This window comes from Massilia brevitalea, assembly GCF_030711405.1.
Lineage (GTDB): Bacteria > Pseudomonadota > Gammaproteobacteria > Burkholderiales > Burkholderiaceae_D > Telluria > Telluria brevitalea.
The window spans coordinates 28,811-41,527 of the sequence record NZ_JAULSI010000027.1 but is presented as its reverse complement, the minus strand read 5'-3'; the positions used below and the strand labels follow the sequence as shown (position 1 = coordinate 41,527).

Annotated in this window: 15 protein-coding genes; 6 read left to right on the top strand and 9 right to left on the bottom strand. The window is 67.5% G+C overall.

Annotated features, from left to right (window positions below):
- Positions 1-68: 68 nt before the first annotated feature.
- From QWL29_RS17355 to QWL29_RS17345, 3 genes are all read left to right on the top strand, one after another.
- Positions 69-977: a LysR family transcriptional regulator gene (locus tag QWL29_RS17355; protein WP_305824131.1), complete on the top strand. Its 909-nt coding sequence runs from the start codon at positions 69-71 to the stop codon at positions 975-977.
- A gap of 19 nt (positions 978-996) precedes the next feature.
- Positions 997-1,584 carry a flavin reductase family protein gene (locus tag QWL29_RS17350; RefSeq protein WP_305824130.1) on the top strand — a complete coding sequence of 196 codons (588 nt, stop codon included), beginning with the start codon at positions 997-999 and terminating at the stop codon, positions 1,582-1,584.
- Positions 1,585-1,767: 183 nt separating this feature from the next.
- Positions 1,768-2,469: a pirin family protein gene (locus QWL29_RS17345; RefSeq protein ID WP_305824129.1), complete on the top strand. Its 702-nt coding sequence runs from the start codon at positions 1,768-1,770 to the stop codon at positions 2,467-2,469.
- Positions 2,470-2,558: 89 nt separating this feature from the next.
- Here QWL29_RS17345 and QWL29_RS17340 read toward each other — a convergent pair whose 3' ends face one another.
- The 4 genes from QWL29_RS17340 to QWL29_RS17325 all read right to left on the bottom strand — a co-directional run bounded on the left by QWL29_RS17340 (position 2,559) and on the right by QWL29_RS17325 (position 6,372).
- Positions 2,559-3,425 carry an alpha/beta fold hydrolase gene (locus QWL29_RS17340; protein WP_305824128.1) on the bottom strand — a complete coding sequence of 289 codons (867 nt, stop codon included), beginning with the start codon at positions 3,423-3,425 and terminating at the stop codon, positions 2,559-2,561.
- 79 nt (positions 3,426-3,504) lie between these two features.
- A complete protein-coding gene (locus QWL29_RS17335; RefSeq protein ID WP_305824127.1) occupies positions 3,505-4,422 on the bottom strand; it encodes a LysR substrate-binding domain-containing protein in 918 nt (305 codons plus the stop codon).
- Positions 4,423-4,476: 54 nt separating this feature from the next.
- Complete coding sequence (locus QWL29_RS17330) at positions 4,477-5,097, bottom strand: outer membrane beta-barrel protein (protein WP_305824126.1); 621 nt, start codon at positions 5,095-5,097, stop codon at positions 4,477-4,479.
- A 177-nt stretch (positions 5,098-5,274) separates the two neighbouring features.
- Positions 5,275-6,372, bottom strand: a complete 1,098-nt coding sequence (locus tag QWL29_RS17325; protein ID WP_305824125.1) for a branched-chain amino acid aminotransferase — start codon at positions 6,370-6,372, stop codon at positions 5,275-5,277.
- Positions 6,373-6,544: 172 nt separating this feature from the next.
- On the opposite strand from QWL29_RS17325, the gene QWL29_RS17320 reads away from it, so the two are divergent.
- Positions 6,545-7,402, top strand: a complete 858-nt coding sequence (locus QWL29_RS17320) for a MaoC/PaaZ C-terminal domain-containing protein (RefSeq protein ID WP_305824124.1) — start codon at positions 6,545-6,547, stop codon at positions 7,400-7,402.
- 76 nt (positions 7,403-7,478) lie between these two features.
- Entirely contained in the window at positions 7,479-7,955 is a 477-nt protein-coding gene (locus QWL29_RS17315) for an acyl-CoA thioesterase (protein ID WP_305824123.1), read from the top strand.
- 24 nt (positions 7,956-7,979) lie between these two features.
- Here the strand turns inward: QWL29_RS17315 and QWL29_RS17310 are convergent, their stop codons facing one another.
- Complete coding sequence (locus QWL29_RS17310) at positions 7,980-8,711, bottom strand: siderophore-interacting protein (RefSeq protein WP_305824122.1); 732 nt, start codon at positions 8,709-8,711, stop codon at positions 7,980-7,982.
- 34 nt (positions 8,712-8,745) lie between these two features.
- Here QWL29_RS17310 and QWL29_RS17305 point away from each other — a divergent pair, with 34 nt between their 5' ends.
- Positions 8,746-9,228: a MarR family winged helix-turn-helix transcriptional regulator gene (locus QWL29_RS17305; RefSeq protein WP_305824121.1), complete on the top strand. Its 483-nt coding sequence runs from the start codon at positions 8,746-8,748 to the stop codon at positions 9,226-9,228.
- Positions 9,229-9,563: 335 nt separating this feature from the next.
- Here QWL29_RS17305 and QWL29_RS17300 read toward each other — a convergent pair whose 3' ends face one another.
- The 4 genes from QWL29_RS17300 to QWL29_RS17285 form a co-directional block, all read right to left on the bottom strand.
- Positions 9,564-10,769, bottom strand: coding sequence for an MFS transporter (locus QWL29_RS17300; protein WP_305824120.1), 1,206 nt, complete (start codon positions 10,767-10,769; stop codon positions 9,564-9,566).
- Complete coding sequence (locus QWL29_RS17295) at positions 10,766-11,542, bottom strand: DeoR/GlpR family DNA-binding transcription regulator (protein WP_305824119.1); 777 nt, start codon at positions 11,540-11,542, stop codon at positions 10,766-10,768. The genes QWL29_RS17300 and QWL29_RS17295 overlap by 4 nt, the downstream gene beginning before the upstream one ends.
- A gap of 156 nt (positions 11,543-11,698) precedes the next feature.
- Positions 11,699-12,076 (bottom strand): c-type cytochrome, encoded by a 378-nt coding sequence (locus tag QWL29_RS17290; RefSeq protein ID WP_305824118.1) that lies wholly within the window; start codon positions 12,074-12,076, stop codon positions 11,699-11,701.
- A 14-nt stretch (positions 12,077-12,090) separates the two neighbouring features.
- Positions 12,091-12,714, bottom strand: a complete 624-nt coding sequence (locus QWL29_RS17285) for a TetR/AcrR family transcriptional regulator (RefSeq protein ID WP_305824117.1) — start codon at positions 12,712-12,714, stop codon at positions 12,091-12,093.
- Positions 12,715-12,717 lie beyond the last annotated feature (3 nt).

The following is a 12,717-nucleotide window of genomic DNA, read 5'->3' as shown; positions in this document are numbered from 1 at the left end:
TCAGCTGTCCAGCCTCCCTTACAATTCATCTTATCTGAACAATCAGCGCCATGCTGGGGAGAGGTGATTTGGACCGCATCAAAGCCATGCAGACCTTTGTCCGCATCGTCGAGGCCAGGAGTTTTTCGCGCGCGGCCGAAAGCCTGGACCTGCCGCGCGCGTCGCTGACGGCGACCATGCAGAATCTCGAGGCCTACCTGGGCCACAAGCTCCTGCAGCGCACCACGCGCAGCCTGTCGCTTACCACCGACGGCGCCGACTACTACGAACGCTGCCGGGAGATCCTGGCCGCCCTCGATGCGGCGGAAGCGCCGTTCCGGGTGGACGGTGCACCGCCCCAGGGTCGCCTGCGCGTCGAGCTTCCCGGCGCCCTCGGCCGCAACGTGGTCATGCCTCGCCTGGGCGAGTTCCATGCCGCCTACCCGGAGGTTGAGCTGGTGGTTGGCCTGAGCGACCGCCTGGCCGACCTGAACCGCGACGGCATCGACTGCGCGCTGCGCGTGGGAGAACTCGACGATTCGGCCCTGGTCGGGCGCCGCGTCGGCAGCATGCGCTTCGTCACCTGCGCGGCGCCAAGTTACCTGGCGCGCCACGGCACGCCCACGGACCTGGACGACCTCGGCGAGCACCAGGCGGTCGTGCATTTTTCAGGTCGCACGGGACGGCCCTTCGACTGGGACTTCGAGGTCGATGGCGAGGTCCGGCGCTTCAGCTTCGCAGGACCGGTATCGGTGAACGATGCCGACGCCTATGTTTGCGCCGGCCTGCAGGGCATGGGCCTGATCCAGGCGGCCAGCTACCAGGTTGCGCCGCACCTGGACAGCGGCGCGCTGGTGGCGCTGCTCCCCGACTACCCGTGTGCGGCGATGCCGGTCTCGCTGGTCTATGCTAAGGGACAGATGGCGGCGCCCAAGCTGCGCGTCTTCGGCGCCTGGATCGAGGCGCTGTTCGCCGCCCACCCGCAATTGCACCTCTGAACCGAATATGGAACCGACAATGAATGAACATATCCAGCCCGTCTCGCTCGAAAAAGCCTACCGACTGCTGACCCACGGACCGACCGTGCTGGTCTCGGCCCGCCACGCCCGCGTCGACAACGTGATGGCCGCGGCCTGGGCCTGCGCCCTCGACTTCGCGCCGCCGAAGCTGACCGTGGTGCTCGACAAGAGCACGCGCACGCGCGAGCTGATCGAAGCCAGCGGGCAGTTCGTGATCCAGGTGCCGACGGTGCAACTGCTCCAGCTGACGCACGAGGTCGGCACACGCAGCCGCGCGAGCGAGCCCGGCAAGCTGGATGCCATCGGCGTCGAGCTGATGCGCCTTGGCGCCAGCGGCATGCCCTACGTCGCCGGCTGCTCGGCCTGGCTCGAATGCCGCCTGCTGCCGGAGCCGCACAACCAGCAGGTATACGACTTGTTCATCGGTGAGGTGACGGCTGCCTGGGCGGACGACCGCGTTTTCCGCAATGGCCACTGGGAATTCGAGAGCGCCGGTCCCGAATGGCGCAGCATCCACCATGTGGCGGGCGGCCATTTCTATGCGATCGGCGAGCCGATGGCGGCGCGGTCGACGGACGAGGAATAAGCCTTCCTGCCGGCGTTCGAAAATTTCGACGATAGGACGGCAAACTACTCGCTTTCTGTTCCCGCTCCGGCGTCGCATAATGACTCCATCGACAACGTGGCCACAGCGCACACGGTGAAGTGAACCGGATACCGGCGCAGATGTTCGAACCCTTCGAACGGCCCACAAGAACAGGAGCGCATCATGTTGAAAGTACGTAAAAGCGAAGAACGCGGCATCGCCAATCTGGGTTGGCTGGACTCGAAGCACACCTTCTCGTTCGGCCATTACCACGACCCGGCCCACATGGGCGTCGGCCCGCTGCGCGTAATCAACGAAGACCGGGTGCATGCTGGCCGCGGCTTCGACGCCCACGGTCACCGCGACATGGAAATTATCTCGTATGTGCTCGATGGCGCGCTGGAACACAAGGACAGCATGGGCAACGGTTCGGTGCTGCGCTACGGCGACGTGCAGCGCATGAGTGCGGGCAAGGGTGTGGTGCACAGCGAGTTCAATGGCTCGAAGACCGATCCGGTGCACTTCCTGCAGATCTGGATCCAGCCGAACCAGGTCGGCGCGCCGTCCGGTTACGAGGAAAAGCATTTCGACCGCGAATCGAAGCTGGGCCGCCTGCGCCTGGTGGCGTCCAGCGATGGCCGCGAGGGATCGGTGACGATCCGCCAGGATGCGGCGCTGTATGCCGGCATTCTGAATGGCGGCGACGAAGTCAGCTTCCCGCTGCAGGCTGGGCGCATCGGTTACCTGCACGTGGCACAAGGCGCGCTGAGCGTGAACGGGATCGCACTGAAAGCTGGCGATGCGGTGCGGGTCGACGATGAGGCGTCGATTGTGCTGAATGGCGCTGACAATGCGGAAGTGCTGCTGTTCGATTTGCCGCACTGAGAGTGGTAGCAAGCCGGTGGTGAATGGTGGGTTCGAGAACCCACCCTACGCGCTGGAAACGGTCACCGGCGCGCTTCCATCGGCCGCGGTCAGGAGCGCAGGAAGTCGAGCAAGTCGGCGTTGATGCGCTCCTTGTGCGTGGTTGGGATGCCGTGCGGCGCGCCTTCGTACACGATCAATCTCGCCTGCGGCAGCAGTTCCACCGAACGCCGGGCGCTGGCGACGATGGGCACGATCTGGTCATCGTCGCCGTGGATCAGCAGGGTCGGGATCGTCATCTTCGCCAGGTCGGCCGTGAAGTCGGTTTCCGAGAACTGGGCGATGCAGGCATGGGCGCTGCGGATGCTGCACTGCATGCCCTGCAGCCAGAAGGTATCGATCACGCCCTGCGAGGGCGTCGCCCCGGGCCGGTTGCAGCCATAGAAGGGCAAGGCCAGGTCCTTGAAGTACTGCGAGCGGTCGGCGAGCACGCCGGCGCGGATGGCATCGAACACCTCCATCGGCAAGCCCTCGGGGTTGCTGTCGGTGCGCAGCATCTGCGGTGGCACCGCGCTGATCAAGACCGCCTTGGCCACGCGCGCCGTGCCGTGGCGGCCGATGTAGCGCGTGACTTCGCCGCCGCCGGTGGAGTGGCCGACCAGCACGGCGCCGCGCAGGTCGAGCGCGTCGACCAGGGTGGCCAGGTCGTCGGCATAGGTGTCCATGTGGTTGCCGTCCAAGGGCTTGCCTGAGAAGCCGTGGCCGCGGCGGTCGTGGGCGATGACGCGGTAGCCGTGTTCGGCCAGGAACAGCATCTGGTCTTCCCAGGCGTCGCCCTGCAGCGGCCAGCCGTGGGAAAAGACCACGGGCGTACCCTGGCCCCAGTCCTTGTAGTAGATGGCGGTGCCGTCGCGGGTGGTGACGGTGCTGGTGGTGCTGTCGATGGCGCTGGCGCTGGCGCTAGTACTTGTGGTCATGGTGTCCTCGCAAGATCGTTAGCTCATGCGATTGGACCCGGCGCGCCGCCAAACGTTCGGCGCTTTTTTTATCGTGCGCTCAACGCGGGCCGCGCTGCAGCATGGCTGTGACGGTGGCGCCGTCGCGCATGCGCGCCTTCCACCAGGCCAGCGCTGCGCCTTCCTCGCCGGTGCGCCAGGCCAGGTGCAGGGTTTCGTCCGGCTTCGGTTCGTCCACCGTCTTCACCACCAGGCGGCCCTCGGCCACGTCCTCGCGCACCCAGGGTTCGGGCAGGAAGCCGAAGCCGAGGCCGGCGCGCTGGTAGTCGTACTTGGTCTGCATGTCGGGCATGGCCAGGGTGTCCTGGCCGAACAGCAGGCCCACCGTCCGTGCCTGCAACTGGCGCGCCGAATCCGATACCGATACTGCGCGGTAGGCGGCAAGGTCGGCTTTCGAGAGCGGATGGTCGACGGCGGCCAGCGGATGGGCGGGCGCCACCACGAAGGCAAACGACACGGTCGCCAGCGGCATCGAACTGTAGCCGCCACCCGAGGGTCCGCTGCCGGCCGCGCCCACCAGCAGGTCGGCCCGGCGGTCGAGCAGGGCTTCCCAGGTGCCGGACAGGGCTTCCTTCAGCAGGCGCAGGCGGGTCTGGTCGGCCACTTCGTAGAATGCGCGGACGTCGGGCATCAGCGCGCACGGGTCGAGCATCGAGTCGATGGCGATCGTGAATTCGGTTTCCCAGCCCGAGGCCACGCGCCGCACGCGCCGCTCCAGGTCGCCTGCCGCCTTGAGCAGGTAGCGGCCTTCCTTCAGCAGTTCCTCGCCGGCCTCGGTGAGCGCCACGCGCGGGCCGAAGCGCTCGAACAACTGCACGCCCAGGTCTTCCTCGAGCTTGGCCACGGTGTAGGAAATCGTCGATGGCACCCGGAACAGCTCCTTGGCGGCGGCCGCAAAGGAGCCGCGCCGGGCGATGGTGTCAACGGTGAGCAGGGCGTCGAGGCTGAGTTTCAACATGCTTGGATAATGGGAGAAACGACAGAAGGCGGCGAAAGCGGCCGCCTCGCTGCGTCAGAAGTAAAAGTTGGCGAAGATGCCGGCGTGGTCGCCCTTGACCTTGCCGCCGTAGGCTTTTTCCTTGAACTCGTCGTTTACGTAGCGCAGCTTGACGCCGATTTGCGGGGTGAACAGGTATTCGAGTTCGACCACGGCGCTGGTCGTGTCCTTGAATTCGTAGTCGCCGATGTCGCTGGCGCCGCTGCTGCGGAACTCGGTGCCGGTCACCCAGCGCAGGCCGCCGCCGACGCGCACCTTGTCGTTCACATGGTAGTAGCCGAGCAGCTCGAAGGGAATGCGCTGGAAGCGCGTGTCGCCGTTGCGGGCGCTGGCGTTGTCGACGTGGTAGCCGACCGTGCCCTGCACCGAGAATTCCGGGCTGACGCGGTAGTCGAGGCCGGCCAGCAGGGCGACCGTGCCGCCGCCGCGGATATCGATGTCGAAGCCGTCCTCGTAATACACGGTGGCCAGCTTGTCGCCGCCATGGGTCAGGCCGGCGCCGACCACGAAGCGCAACGGCTTGGCGCCGACGGGTTCGTACTGGACAACGGGCGCCGGTGCCGGTTCGGTGGTCTGGGCCTGGGCCGCGTTCAGCGCAGCCAGGGAGAATGCAAGTGCGAGTGCGATGGTTTTCATGGTGATTTATCGTTGTTATGGTCGCGGGCTTGCACATTTCCGTGCTCAAGCATTGTAAAGATGCAATTGCTTATTTGCAATCTTGACACGATCACCGGGAGAGGAGTGTTGCAGCGGCAGGACGCCGCTGCGACGGGACGCGCGGCCAGGCAGGCCGCGCGGGTGCTTCTTTGCTACTTAGAACACGCGCTGCAGCCAGCCGTGCTTGTCTTCTGCGCGGCCGTTCTGGATGTCGAGCAGTGCAGCCTTCAGCCTGGTCGTGACTTCGCCGGCGCCGCCGTTGCCGATGGTGGCTTCGAAGCTGCTGCCCTTGACCTTGCCGATCGGGGTCACCACTGCCGCGGTGCCGCAGGCAAAGGCTTCGGTCAGGCGGCCGCTGGCGGCGTCCGCGCGCCACTGGTCGATCGAGTAGGCTTCTTCGCGCACGGTGATGCCCATGTCGCGCGCCAGCGTGATCAGCGAGTCGCGGGTGATGCCCGGCAGGATGGTGCCGGTCAGCGGCGGGGTCTGGATCGAACCGTCTTCGAACACGAAGAACACGTTCATGCCGCCCAGCTCTTCCACGTACTTGCGCTCGACGGCGTCGAGGAAGACGACCTGGTCGCAGCCCTGGCGGATTGCCTCGGCCTGCGCGGCCAGGCTGGCGGCGTAGTTGCCGCCGCACTTGGCGTCGCCGGTGCCGCCTGGCGCGGCGCGGATGTAGTTTTCCGAGACCCACAGCGTCACGCCCGCAGCGCCGCCCTTGAAGTAGGCGCCGACCGGCGACGCGATCACGCAGTACAGGTATTCATTGGCCGGTTTCACGCCCAGCGCGGCTTCGGTGGCGATCATGAACGGGCGCAGGTACAGGGCCGAACCTTCGGCTTCCGGGATCCAGTCGCGGTCTTCGCTGACCAGGGCGTGCACCGATTCCAGGAAAAGCTCTTCCGGCAGCGGTTCCATGGCCAGGCGGGTGGCCGACTTGGCGAAGCGGCGCGCGTTGGCGTCCGGACGGAACAGGGCGGCGCCGCCTTGCGGCAGGCGGTAGGCCTTCAGGCCTTCGAAGATTTCCTGCGCATAGTGCAGGACCATGGTCGACGGGTCGAGCGGCAGGTTGGCGCGCGCCACGACCTTGCCGTCATGCCAGCCTTTGCCTTCGGTGTAGCGGATCGTGACCATGTGGTCGCTGAACGCGCGGCCGAAGCCCGGGTTTTCCAGCAGCGCCGAACGCTCCGCCGGCGGCAGGGGAATCAAGCATTTTTCGATCGACAGCGTCGATTGGCCTTCTTTGTTCATACAGTCTCCAGAAACGGCGGGTGGGCGCGCGATGCTGCCCGGCTGCCCGCAAAACCACTATTATCGGTCAATTCGCGGGGTTTGTTGCAGCTGCCGTTTTGAAAGCGCCAACATTGCCGGAATGGCCGCTTTGGCCCCGTATAATTCGGTTTCGCCCCGCAGGAGTTGCGCCTTGTTCCAGAACCAGTCATTGCAGATGCCGGACGCGCCGCTGCCGCCCGCCGGCGCCGGCCTGCTGTTGCGTGCGCTGTTCAAGCGCGGCGCCGGCGTCAATCAAATGCCGCAGCTGCCGGCGACCGTCTTCGCCTGCACGGCTCCCGGTCCGGGCGCGCTGGCGCGCTACAACGCTTTACTCGGCTTTGCGCCGGGTGCGCAGCCGGTGAGCGCGCATTACCTGCTGGTGCAGCGTGCCCACCTGGCGAGCATGCTGGCGCCGGCGTTTCCGTTCCGGCTGCCGGGCATGGTCCATATCGAGAACAGCGTCGCCGAGCATGCGCGGGTGGCGGCCGGCACGCCGCTGCGGCTGATCACGCAGGTGCGGATCGACCCGCCGACGGCATCCGGCGCGCGCTTTTGCGTGCTCGACACCACGGCATGGGATGGTGCAACCGAGGTGTTCGACTGCACCAGCAAGTACCTGGCGCTGCCCGGACGGAGAAGCGGAGCGCGCAGCGCGCCACAGCCGGCGCCGGCGCTGCCGGTGTTCGGCGGCTGGGACGTGCAACACGATGCCGGCCGCGCCTATGCGCGCGCGTCGGGCGACTGGAATCCGATCCACCTGGCGCGGCCGGCGGCGCGGCTGTTCGGGCTGCGCGCACCCATCATCCACGGCATGCATTCGGTCGCCAAGGCGCTGGTCTGCCTGGAAGCGCAGGGCGGACGCGTGCGTGCAGCCGACGTGCGCTTTCGCTCCACCGTGCCGCTGGGCGCGCACGTGCAGATGCTGCATGCGCCCGGTGGCGCCGCCTTTGCGCTGGTGTGCGAGGGACGGCTGGCGGTCGAGGGGAACGTGGCGTTTGCGCCGGCCTGAGCTGATTGCATATGGGAAAGTCGCGCGGAATCCCGCTACAATGGTTTTTTGATCTTCAGCCTCGCAGGCCCACACCATGAACGACCAGCACGGACGCCCGATCCACGAACTGACCATGACGGTCCTGATGACGCCCGACATGGCGAACTTCTCGGGCAACGTCCACGGCGGCACCATCCTGAAATTCCTCGACAGCGTGGCCTATGCCTGCGCCAGCCGCTACTCGGGTTCCTATGTGGTGACGCTGTCGGTGGACCAGGTGATGTTCCTGGAGCCGATACACGTGGGCGAGCTTGTGACCTTCCTGGCCTCGGTGAACTATACCGGCACCAGCTCGATGGAAGTCGGCATCCGCGTAGTGACGGAAAACATCCAGCAGCGCACCGTGCGCCACGCGAACAGCTGCTATTTCACGATGGTGGCGGTGGACGAGCATCGCAAGCCGCAGGCCGTGCCGAAGCTGGTGCCGGAAGGCGAAGACGCCGTGCGCCGCTACCAGAAGGCCGAGGAACGCAAGCGCTCGCGCCAGGCGCTGCACGGCCGCAAGGGCTGAGCGGCGCGCTCCGCCGGTGCGAGCTTACTCGAGGTTCTCGTGGTGGTCGGCCACACCCTGTTTCCAGTAGGCCGACACGCGCATCGCTTCCTTGGCGATGCCTTTTTCTTCGGCCAGCAGCGCGCGCAGGCGGCGCATGGTGGCCGCTTCGCCTGCACCCCAGGCAAAGCCTTCGCCCGCCGGCAGCGTGCATGCACGCACGCGTTCGAGCAGGGCATCCTCGCTGTCGACCCAGTGCACGTCGATGTGCGCGGCGCTGGTGAACGGCAGGCGGTCGCCGTCGCCGGCAAGCACGACCACCATGGCGCGCACCTGGGCCGGCAGCTCTTCCAGGCGGCGGCGCATGGCCGGCAGGGCGGTGCTGTCGCCGGCCAGCAGGTGCCAGTCGAAGTCGGGCGGGATGATCATCGAGCCGCGCGGGCCGCCGACGATGGCCCGGTCTCCTGGTTGCGCATGGCGCGCCCAGTTCGATGCCGCGCCGTCGCCGTGCAAGGCAAACTCGATGGTCAGCTCGCGCGATTGCGCGTTGAAGCGGCGCGGCGTATAGTCGCGCCGCACCTGGTTACCGGCGCCGTCGTCGAACATGAACTTCACATGGTCGTCGAAGGAGAGCGAGACGAAATCGGCCAGGGCCTCGCCCTGGAAGGTGATGCTGGCGAAGTGCTCGCCGCTTGGTGCGATGCTGGCGACGCTGACTTCGCGCATGCGCAGCTCATGGCGCACGCGCTGGACGGTCTTGCGGGATTGCTGTTCCATGATTCATCCAAACTAGTTGATAATGTCACCTATTATGCGAAAACCAGTTGATAAAGTCAACGAAAAACCGTCGGGGACGGTGGGCGATGTGTTCGACGCCATCCATTCGATCATGCACCTGTACCGGGCGCAGCAGTTCCGGGCGTTTGCCGACGGCGAGCACGAGCTGACGCACATGGAAAGCAAGGTCCTGCGCTTCTTCGCGCGCCAGCCCGGCGCCACGCTGAGCGACCTGGTGGCGCATTCGGGGCGCGACAAGGCGCAGCTGACGCGCTTGATCAAGGGCTTGCGCGAACGTGGCTTGCTCGACGCCAGCGCGGACCAGGCCGACCGGCGCAGCACGCGGCTGCACCTGAGCCAGGCGGGGGAGGCGCTGCACGGGCGCTTGCACCAGGTCGGCGCGGCGTTGTCGGGCGTGGCGCTGGACGGGATCAGCGAAGCGGAGCGCGAGCAGCTGCATGCGCTGTTGCAGCGGGTAAGGGCGAATCTGGCGGGGGAGGGGGAGGGGGAGGTGTAGTGGCCTTTGTTGGCGCTGCGTGATTTCANCGGCGTTGTCGGGCGTGGCGCTGGACGGGATCAGCGAAGCGGAGCGCGAGCAGCTGCATGCGCTGTTGCAGCGGGTAAGGGCGAATCTGGCGGGGGAGGGGGAGGGGGAGGTGTAGTGGCCTTTGTTGGCGCTGCGTGATTTCAGGCGTCAGACCGCGTGGGCTCAAGAGCCCACCCTACGAAACCCGCGATACGTAGGGTGGGCTCTTGAGCCCACGCGGTATGGAACAGCCGCCAGTCGAAACGACGAACCCGCCGCCATCAAATGCGTAGGGTGGGTTCTCGACCCACCGGTACGGAACGGTCCTAATCCCGCACCACCTCGCCCTCCGCTTTCGCCGCCACCGCATTCGCCCCCGCACCCCGCACGATATTCGCACTCGCCGCAATCACCACCCCCGCCAGCGCCAGCGACCCGACCCCTACCGCCAGCCCGGCATGCGCCGCAATCCACCCGATCACCGGCGGCCCGAGCAGCAGCCCGCTGTATCCCACCGTGGCCGCCGTCGCCAGCCCCACGCCCGGCGCCATGCCCGGCGTGCGCGCCGCCGCGGTAAAGATCACCGGCACCACGTTCGCCGCCCCCAGCCCCACCAGCCCGAAGCCCAGCGCCGCGATCACGACATTCCCCGTGCTGACCGCCAGCAGCACCCCGGCCGCCATCGCCAGCCCGCCCGCCACCATCACGCCGCGCGCGCCGAAGCGCAGCACCAGGCCGTCGCCGGCAAAGCGGCAGGCCGCCATCGCGATCGAGAACAGCGAGAAGCCCAGCGCCGCCTGCGCCGCCGAGGCGCCGGTCTGCTCCCTGAGCACCAGCGCGCTCCAGTCGACCAGCGCGCCTTCCACCGCCATGCACAGCAGGGCCAGCAGGCCGAGATACAGCGCCGGTCCGCGCGGCAGGCGCACCCCGGGGCCATGCTCGCCCGGCACCGGCGCTACATGCAGCGTCGAGCTCACCGTCAGCATCACCGCAACCAGCATCACGCCCGCCAGGACCAGCACGCCGTTGCCGTCGCCCAGGCCGAACTTCAGCATCAGGCCGCCCAGCGCCGCACCGAACAATCCTCCCAGGCTGAAAAAACCGTGGAAAGACGACATGGTCGGCACACCGCGCGCCTTTTCGACTTCGGTCGCATTCGCGTTCATGGCAACGTCGAGCGTGCCGTTGGCGGCGCCGAACAGGAAAGCGAAGACGAACAGGGAGGCCGGCGCCGAGGCGCCGACCAGGGCCGCCAGCGTGATCGGGAACAGCAGCGCCGAGGCCAGCGTCAGGCGCCGGCTGCCATGGCGCGCGATCAGCGCGCCGCACAGCGGCATCGCCGCCATGGCGCCGCCGGCGATGGTCAGCAGCAGCAGGCCGAGGGTGGCGGTGTCGAAGCCGGCGCGCGCCTGCACCGTGGGCACATGCACGGCCCAGGCGCCGATGCCGGCCCCGTTCAGCAGGAAGATGGTGGAGATGGCGCGGCGCGCGCGGCGCACGGCGTCCGGCGAGGGGCTGGTTGGAGACATCATGCGACCTTGTTGGCGAGAAGGATATCGGGGCCGCCGGCGGCGTCGCGCAGGCGTGCCAGTACGTCGGGCGGCGCGTCCGCCTCGAGCACCAGGTGATCGAGTTCGGCGAGGGCGGCAACGGCAAACGGCGCGGCGTCGAGCAGGCGTTCGTTGAGAACGGCGGCGGCGCGGCGGCTGGACGCCGCCAGCATGGCGCGCTTGAACAGCGCTTCTTCCGGGTCGGCGGCGTACAGGCCTTTCTGCACATGGACCGCGCATACGCCGACGATGCATATATCGGCATGGATGCGCCCGACCTCGGCCACGGCCTGGGCGCCGAGGGCGGCGCCGCAAGTGGGCGAATACACGCCGCCGATCAGCACGATGCGCGTGCGCTGGAAGCCGCGCAGCGCCAGCGCCACCTGCGGGCTGTTGGTGACGATCGCCGCGGCGCAGCCATCGCCCAACTGCTGCACCAGCGCCAGGTTGGTCGAGCCGGCATCGATCAGCACGGTGTCGTGTGGCTTGACGAGGCTGCGCAGGGCGAGGCCGAGCGCCGCCTTGCGCGGCCCGTCGCGTTCGGCACGCTGCTGCAGCGGCGCTTCGCCCATGGTGCGGCGCAGGGCGCCGCCATGCACACGGCGCAGCAGGCCGGCGTTGTCGAGGTCGCGCAAGTCGCGGCGTACGGTGTCTTCCGAGGCGCCCAGCCGGGTGGCCAGCTCGGCCGCCAGGACCTTGCCTTCGCGCTCGACGGCGTCGAGGATCAGCCGGCGCCGTTCTTCGGGTAGTTGCATGGAGTGCTCCAGAAATGAGCACGGATCATAACTTGCCATCCATGAACAGGCAAGAAAAAGCAGAAACCGGCATAAAATAGTGCGAATCAGCGCATGTTCACGCATCAGCAGGCGAAACCAGACAAACGCGGCGCCGCGCTTACACGCGAACTGAGGTCAGCGCTTCGGCGCCGGCTGCTGGCTACGCAGCCAGGCAAGCAAATCGGCCACCTGCTTCTGGTCGCTCATGCCCCAGAAGCGCATCTTGGTGCCGGGAACCACGTCGCCCGGGTCGTCGAGGAAGGCGGCCAGGGTCTTGTCGTTCCAGACGATGCCGGCGCGTTTCATGGCCGGCGAATAGCTGTAGCCGGAGCCGCTGCCGGCGCGTCGCCCGAACAGGCCGTTCAGCTGCGGGCCGAAACCGTTGCTGGCCGCCGGCCCGACCGCGTGGCAGGATGCGCAGCGCACGTTGAACAGGCGCTGGCCGTTGGCCAGGTCGGCGGCGCCGGCGCCCAGGTGCAGGCCGAGCAGGGCAATGAAGCAGAATGTTTTCATCAGGCAGACAGGATTCAGGCAGCGGCGGCCCCGGGGGTACGCGCGCCATACGCGGCAAGGAAGACGCCCACGGCGCGCTCGGCGCTGGCCTCCAGCTGTTCCGGCCCCAGGGCCTCGATGGCCTGGAACAGCAGGCGCTCGCCCCACTCGGCATCGAACAGGGCCTTCAGGTGGCGCGCCGCCAGTTCGCTGCCGGCTTCGACCAGCTCGCCGTCGTCCATGGCCTGGTGCAGCAGGGCGGCCAGGGCGGCGATCACGCGGCCGGGGCCGAGATCGTAGCACTGGTTGCCCAGGCTGGAGCGCGCCGCTTCGGCCAGCACCAGCCGGCGCGTGGCCAGCGTTTCGGGCGCGCAGGCAAAGGCCAGGTAGCGCCGGCCCACATGTTCGAGCGTGGCGCGGATGCCGGCGGGGCTTTCCGCCAGCGCGGCACGCGCCGCTGCGTACTCGGCTTCGGCGGCATCCAGGGCGATGGCTACCAGCAGCTCTTCCTTCGACTTGAAGTAGGCGTACACCGTCGCCTTCGAATAACCGACGCGGTTGCAGATGTCGGACATCGAGGCGCGGTCGAAGCCGGCCTCGTGGAACACTTCGGTCGCCGTGCGCAGGATGGCCGTGCGCCGGGCTTCGCTTTTCGTCATGGA

Excerpts from the sequence above, each read along its gene's own strand:
- QWL29_RS17350 (WP_305824130.1), top strand. The coding sequence starts at position 997 with ATGAATGAACATATCCAGCCCGTCTCGCTCGAAAAAGCCTACCGACTG.
- QWL29_RS17345 (WP_305824129.1), top strand. The coding sequence starts at position 1,768 with ATGTTGAAAGTACGTAAAAGCGAAGAACGCGGCATCGCCAATCTGGGT.
- QWL29_RS17340 (WP_305824128.1), bottom strand. The coding sequence starts at position 3,425 with ATGACCACAAGTACTAGCGCCAGCGCCAGCGCCATCGACAGCACCACC.
- QWL29_RS17335 (WP_305824127.1), bottom strand. The coding sequence starts at position 4,422 with ATGTTGAAACTCAGCCTCGACGCCCTGCTCACCGTTGACACCATCGCC.
- QWL29_RS17330 (WP_305824126.1), bottom strand. The coding sequence starts at position 5,097 with ATGAAAACCATCGCACTCGCACTTGCATTCTCCCTGGCTGCGCTGAAC.
- QWL29_RS17325 (WP_305824125.1), bottom strand. The coding sequence starts at position 6,372 with ATGAACAAAGAAGGCCAATCGACGCTGTCGATCGAAAAATGCTTGATT.
- QWL29_RS17315 (WP_305824123.1), top strand. The coding sequence starts at position 7,479 with ATGAACGACCAGCACGGACGCCCGATCCACGAACTGACCATGACGGTC.
- QWL29_RS17310 (WP_305824122.1), bottom strand. The coding sequence starts at position 8,711 with ATGGAACAGCAATCCCGCAAGACCGTCCAGCGCGTGCGCCATGAGCTG.
- QWL29_RS17305 (WP_305824121.1), top strand. The coding sequence starts at position 8,746 with ATGCGAAAACCAGTTGATAAAGTCAACGAAAAACCGTCGGGGACGGTG.
- QWL29_RS17300 (WP_305824120.1), bottom strand. The coding sequence starts at position 10,769 with ATGATGTCTCCAACCAGCCCCTCGCCGGACGCCGTGCGCCGCGCGCGC.
- QWL29_RS17295 (WP_305824119.1), bottom strand. The coding sequence starts at position 11,542 with ATGCAACTACCCGAAGAACGGCGCCGGCTGATCCTCGACGCCGTCGAG.
- QWL29_RS17290 (WP_305824118.1), bottom strand. The coding sequence starts at position 12,076 with ATGAAAACATTCTGCTTCATTGCCCTGCTCGGCCTGCACCTGGGCGCC.
- QWL29_RS17285 (WP_305824117.1), bottom strand. The coding sequence starts at position 12,714 with ATGACGAAAAGCGAAGCCCGGCGCACGGCCATCCTGCGCACGGCGACC.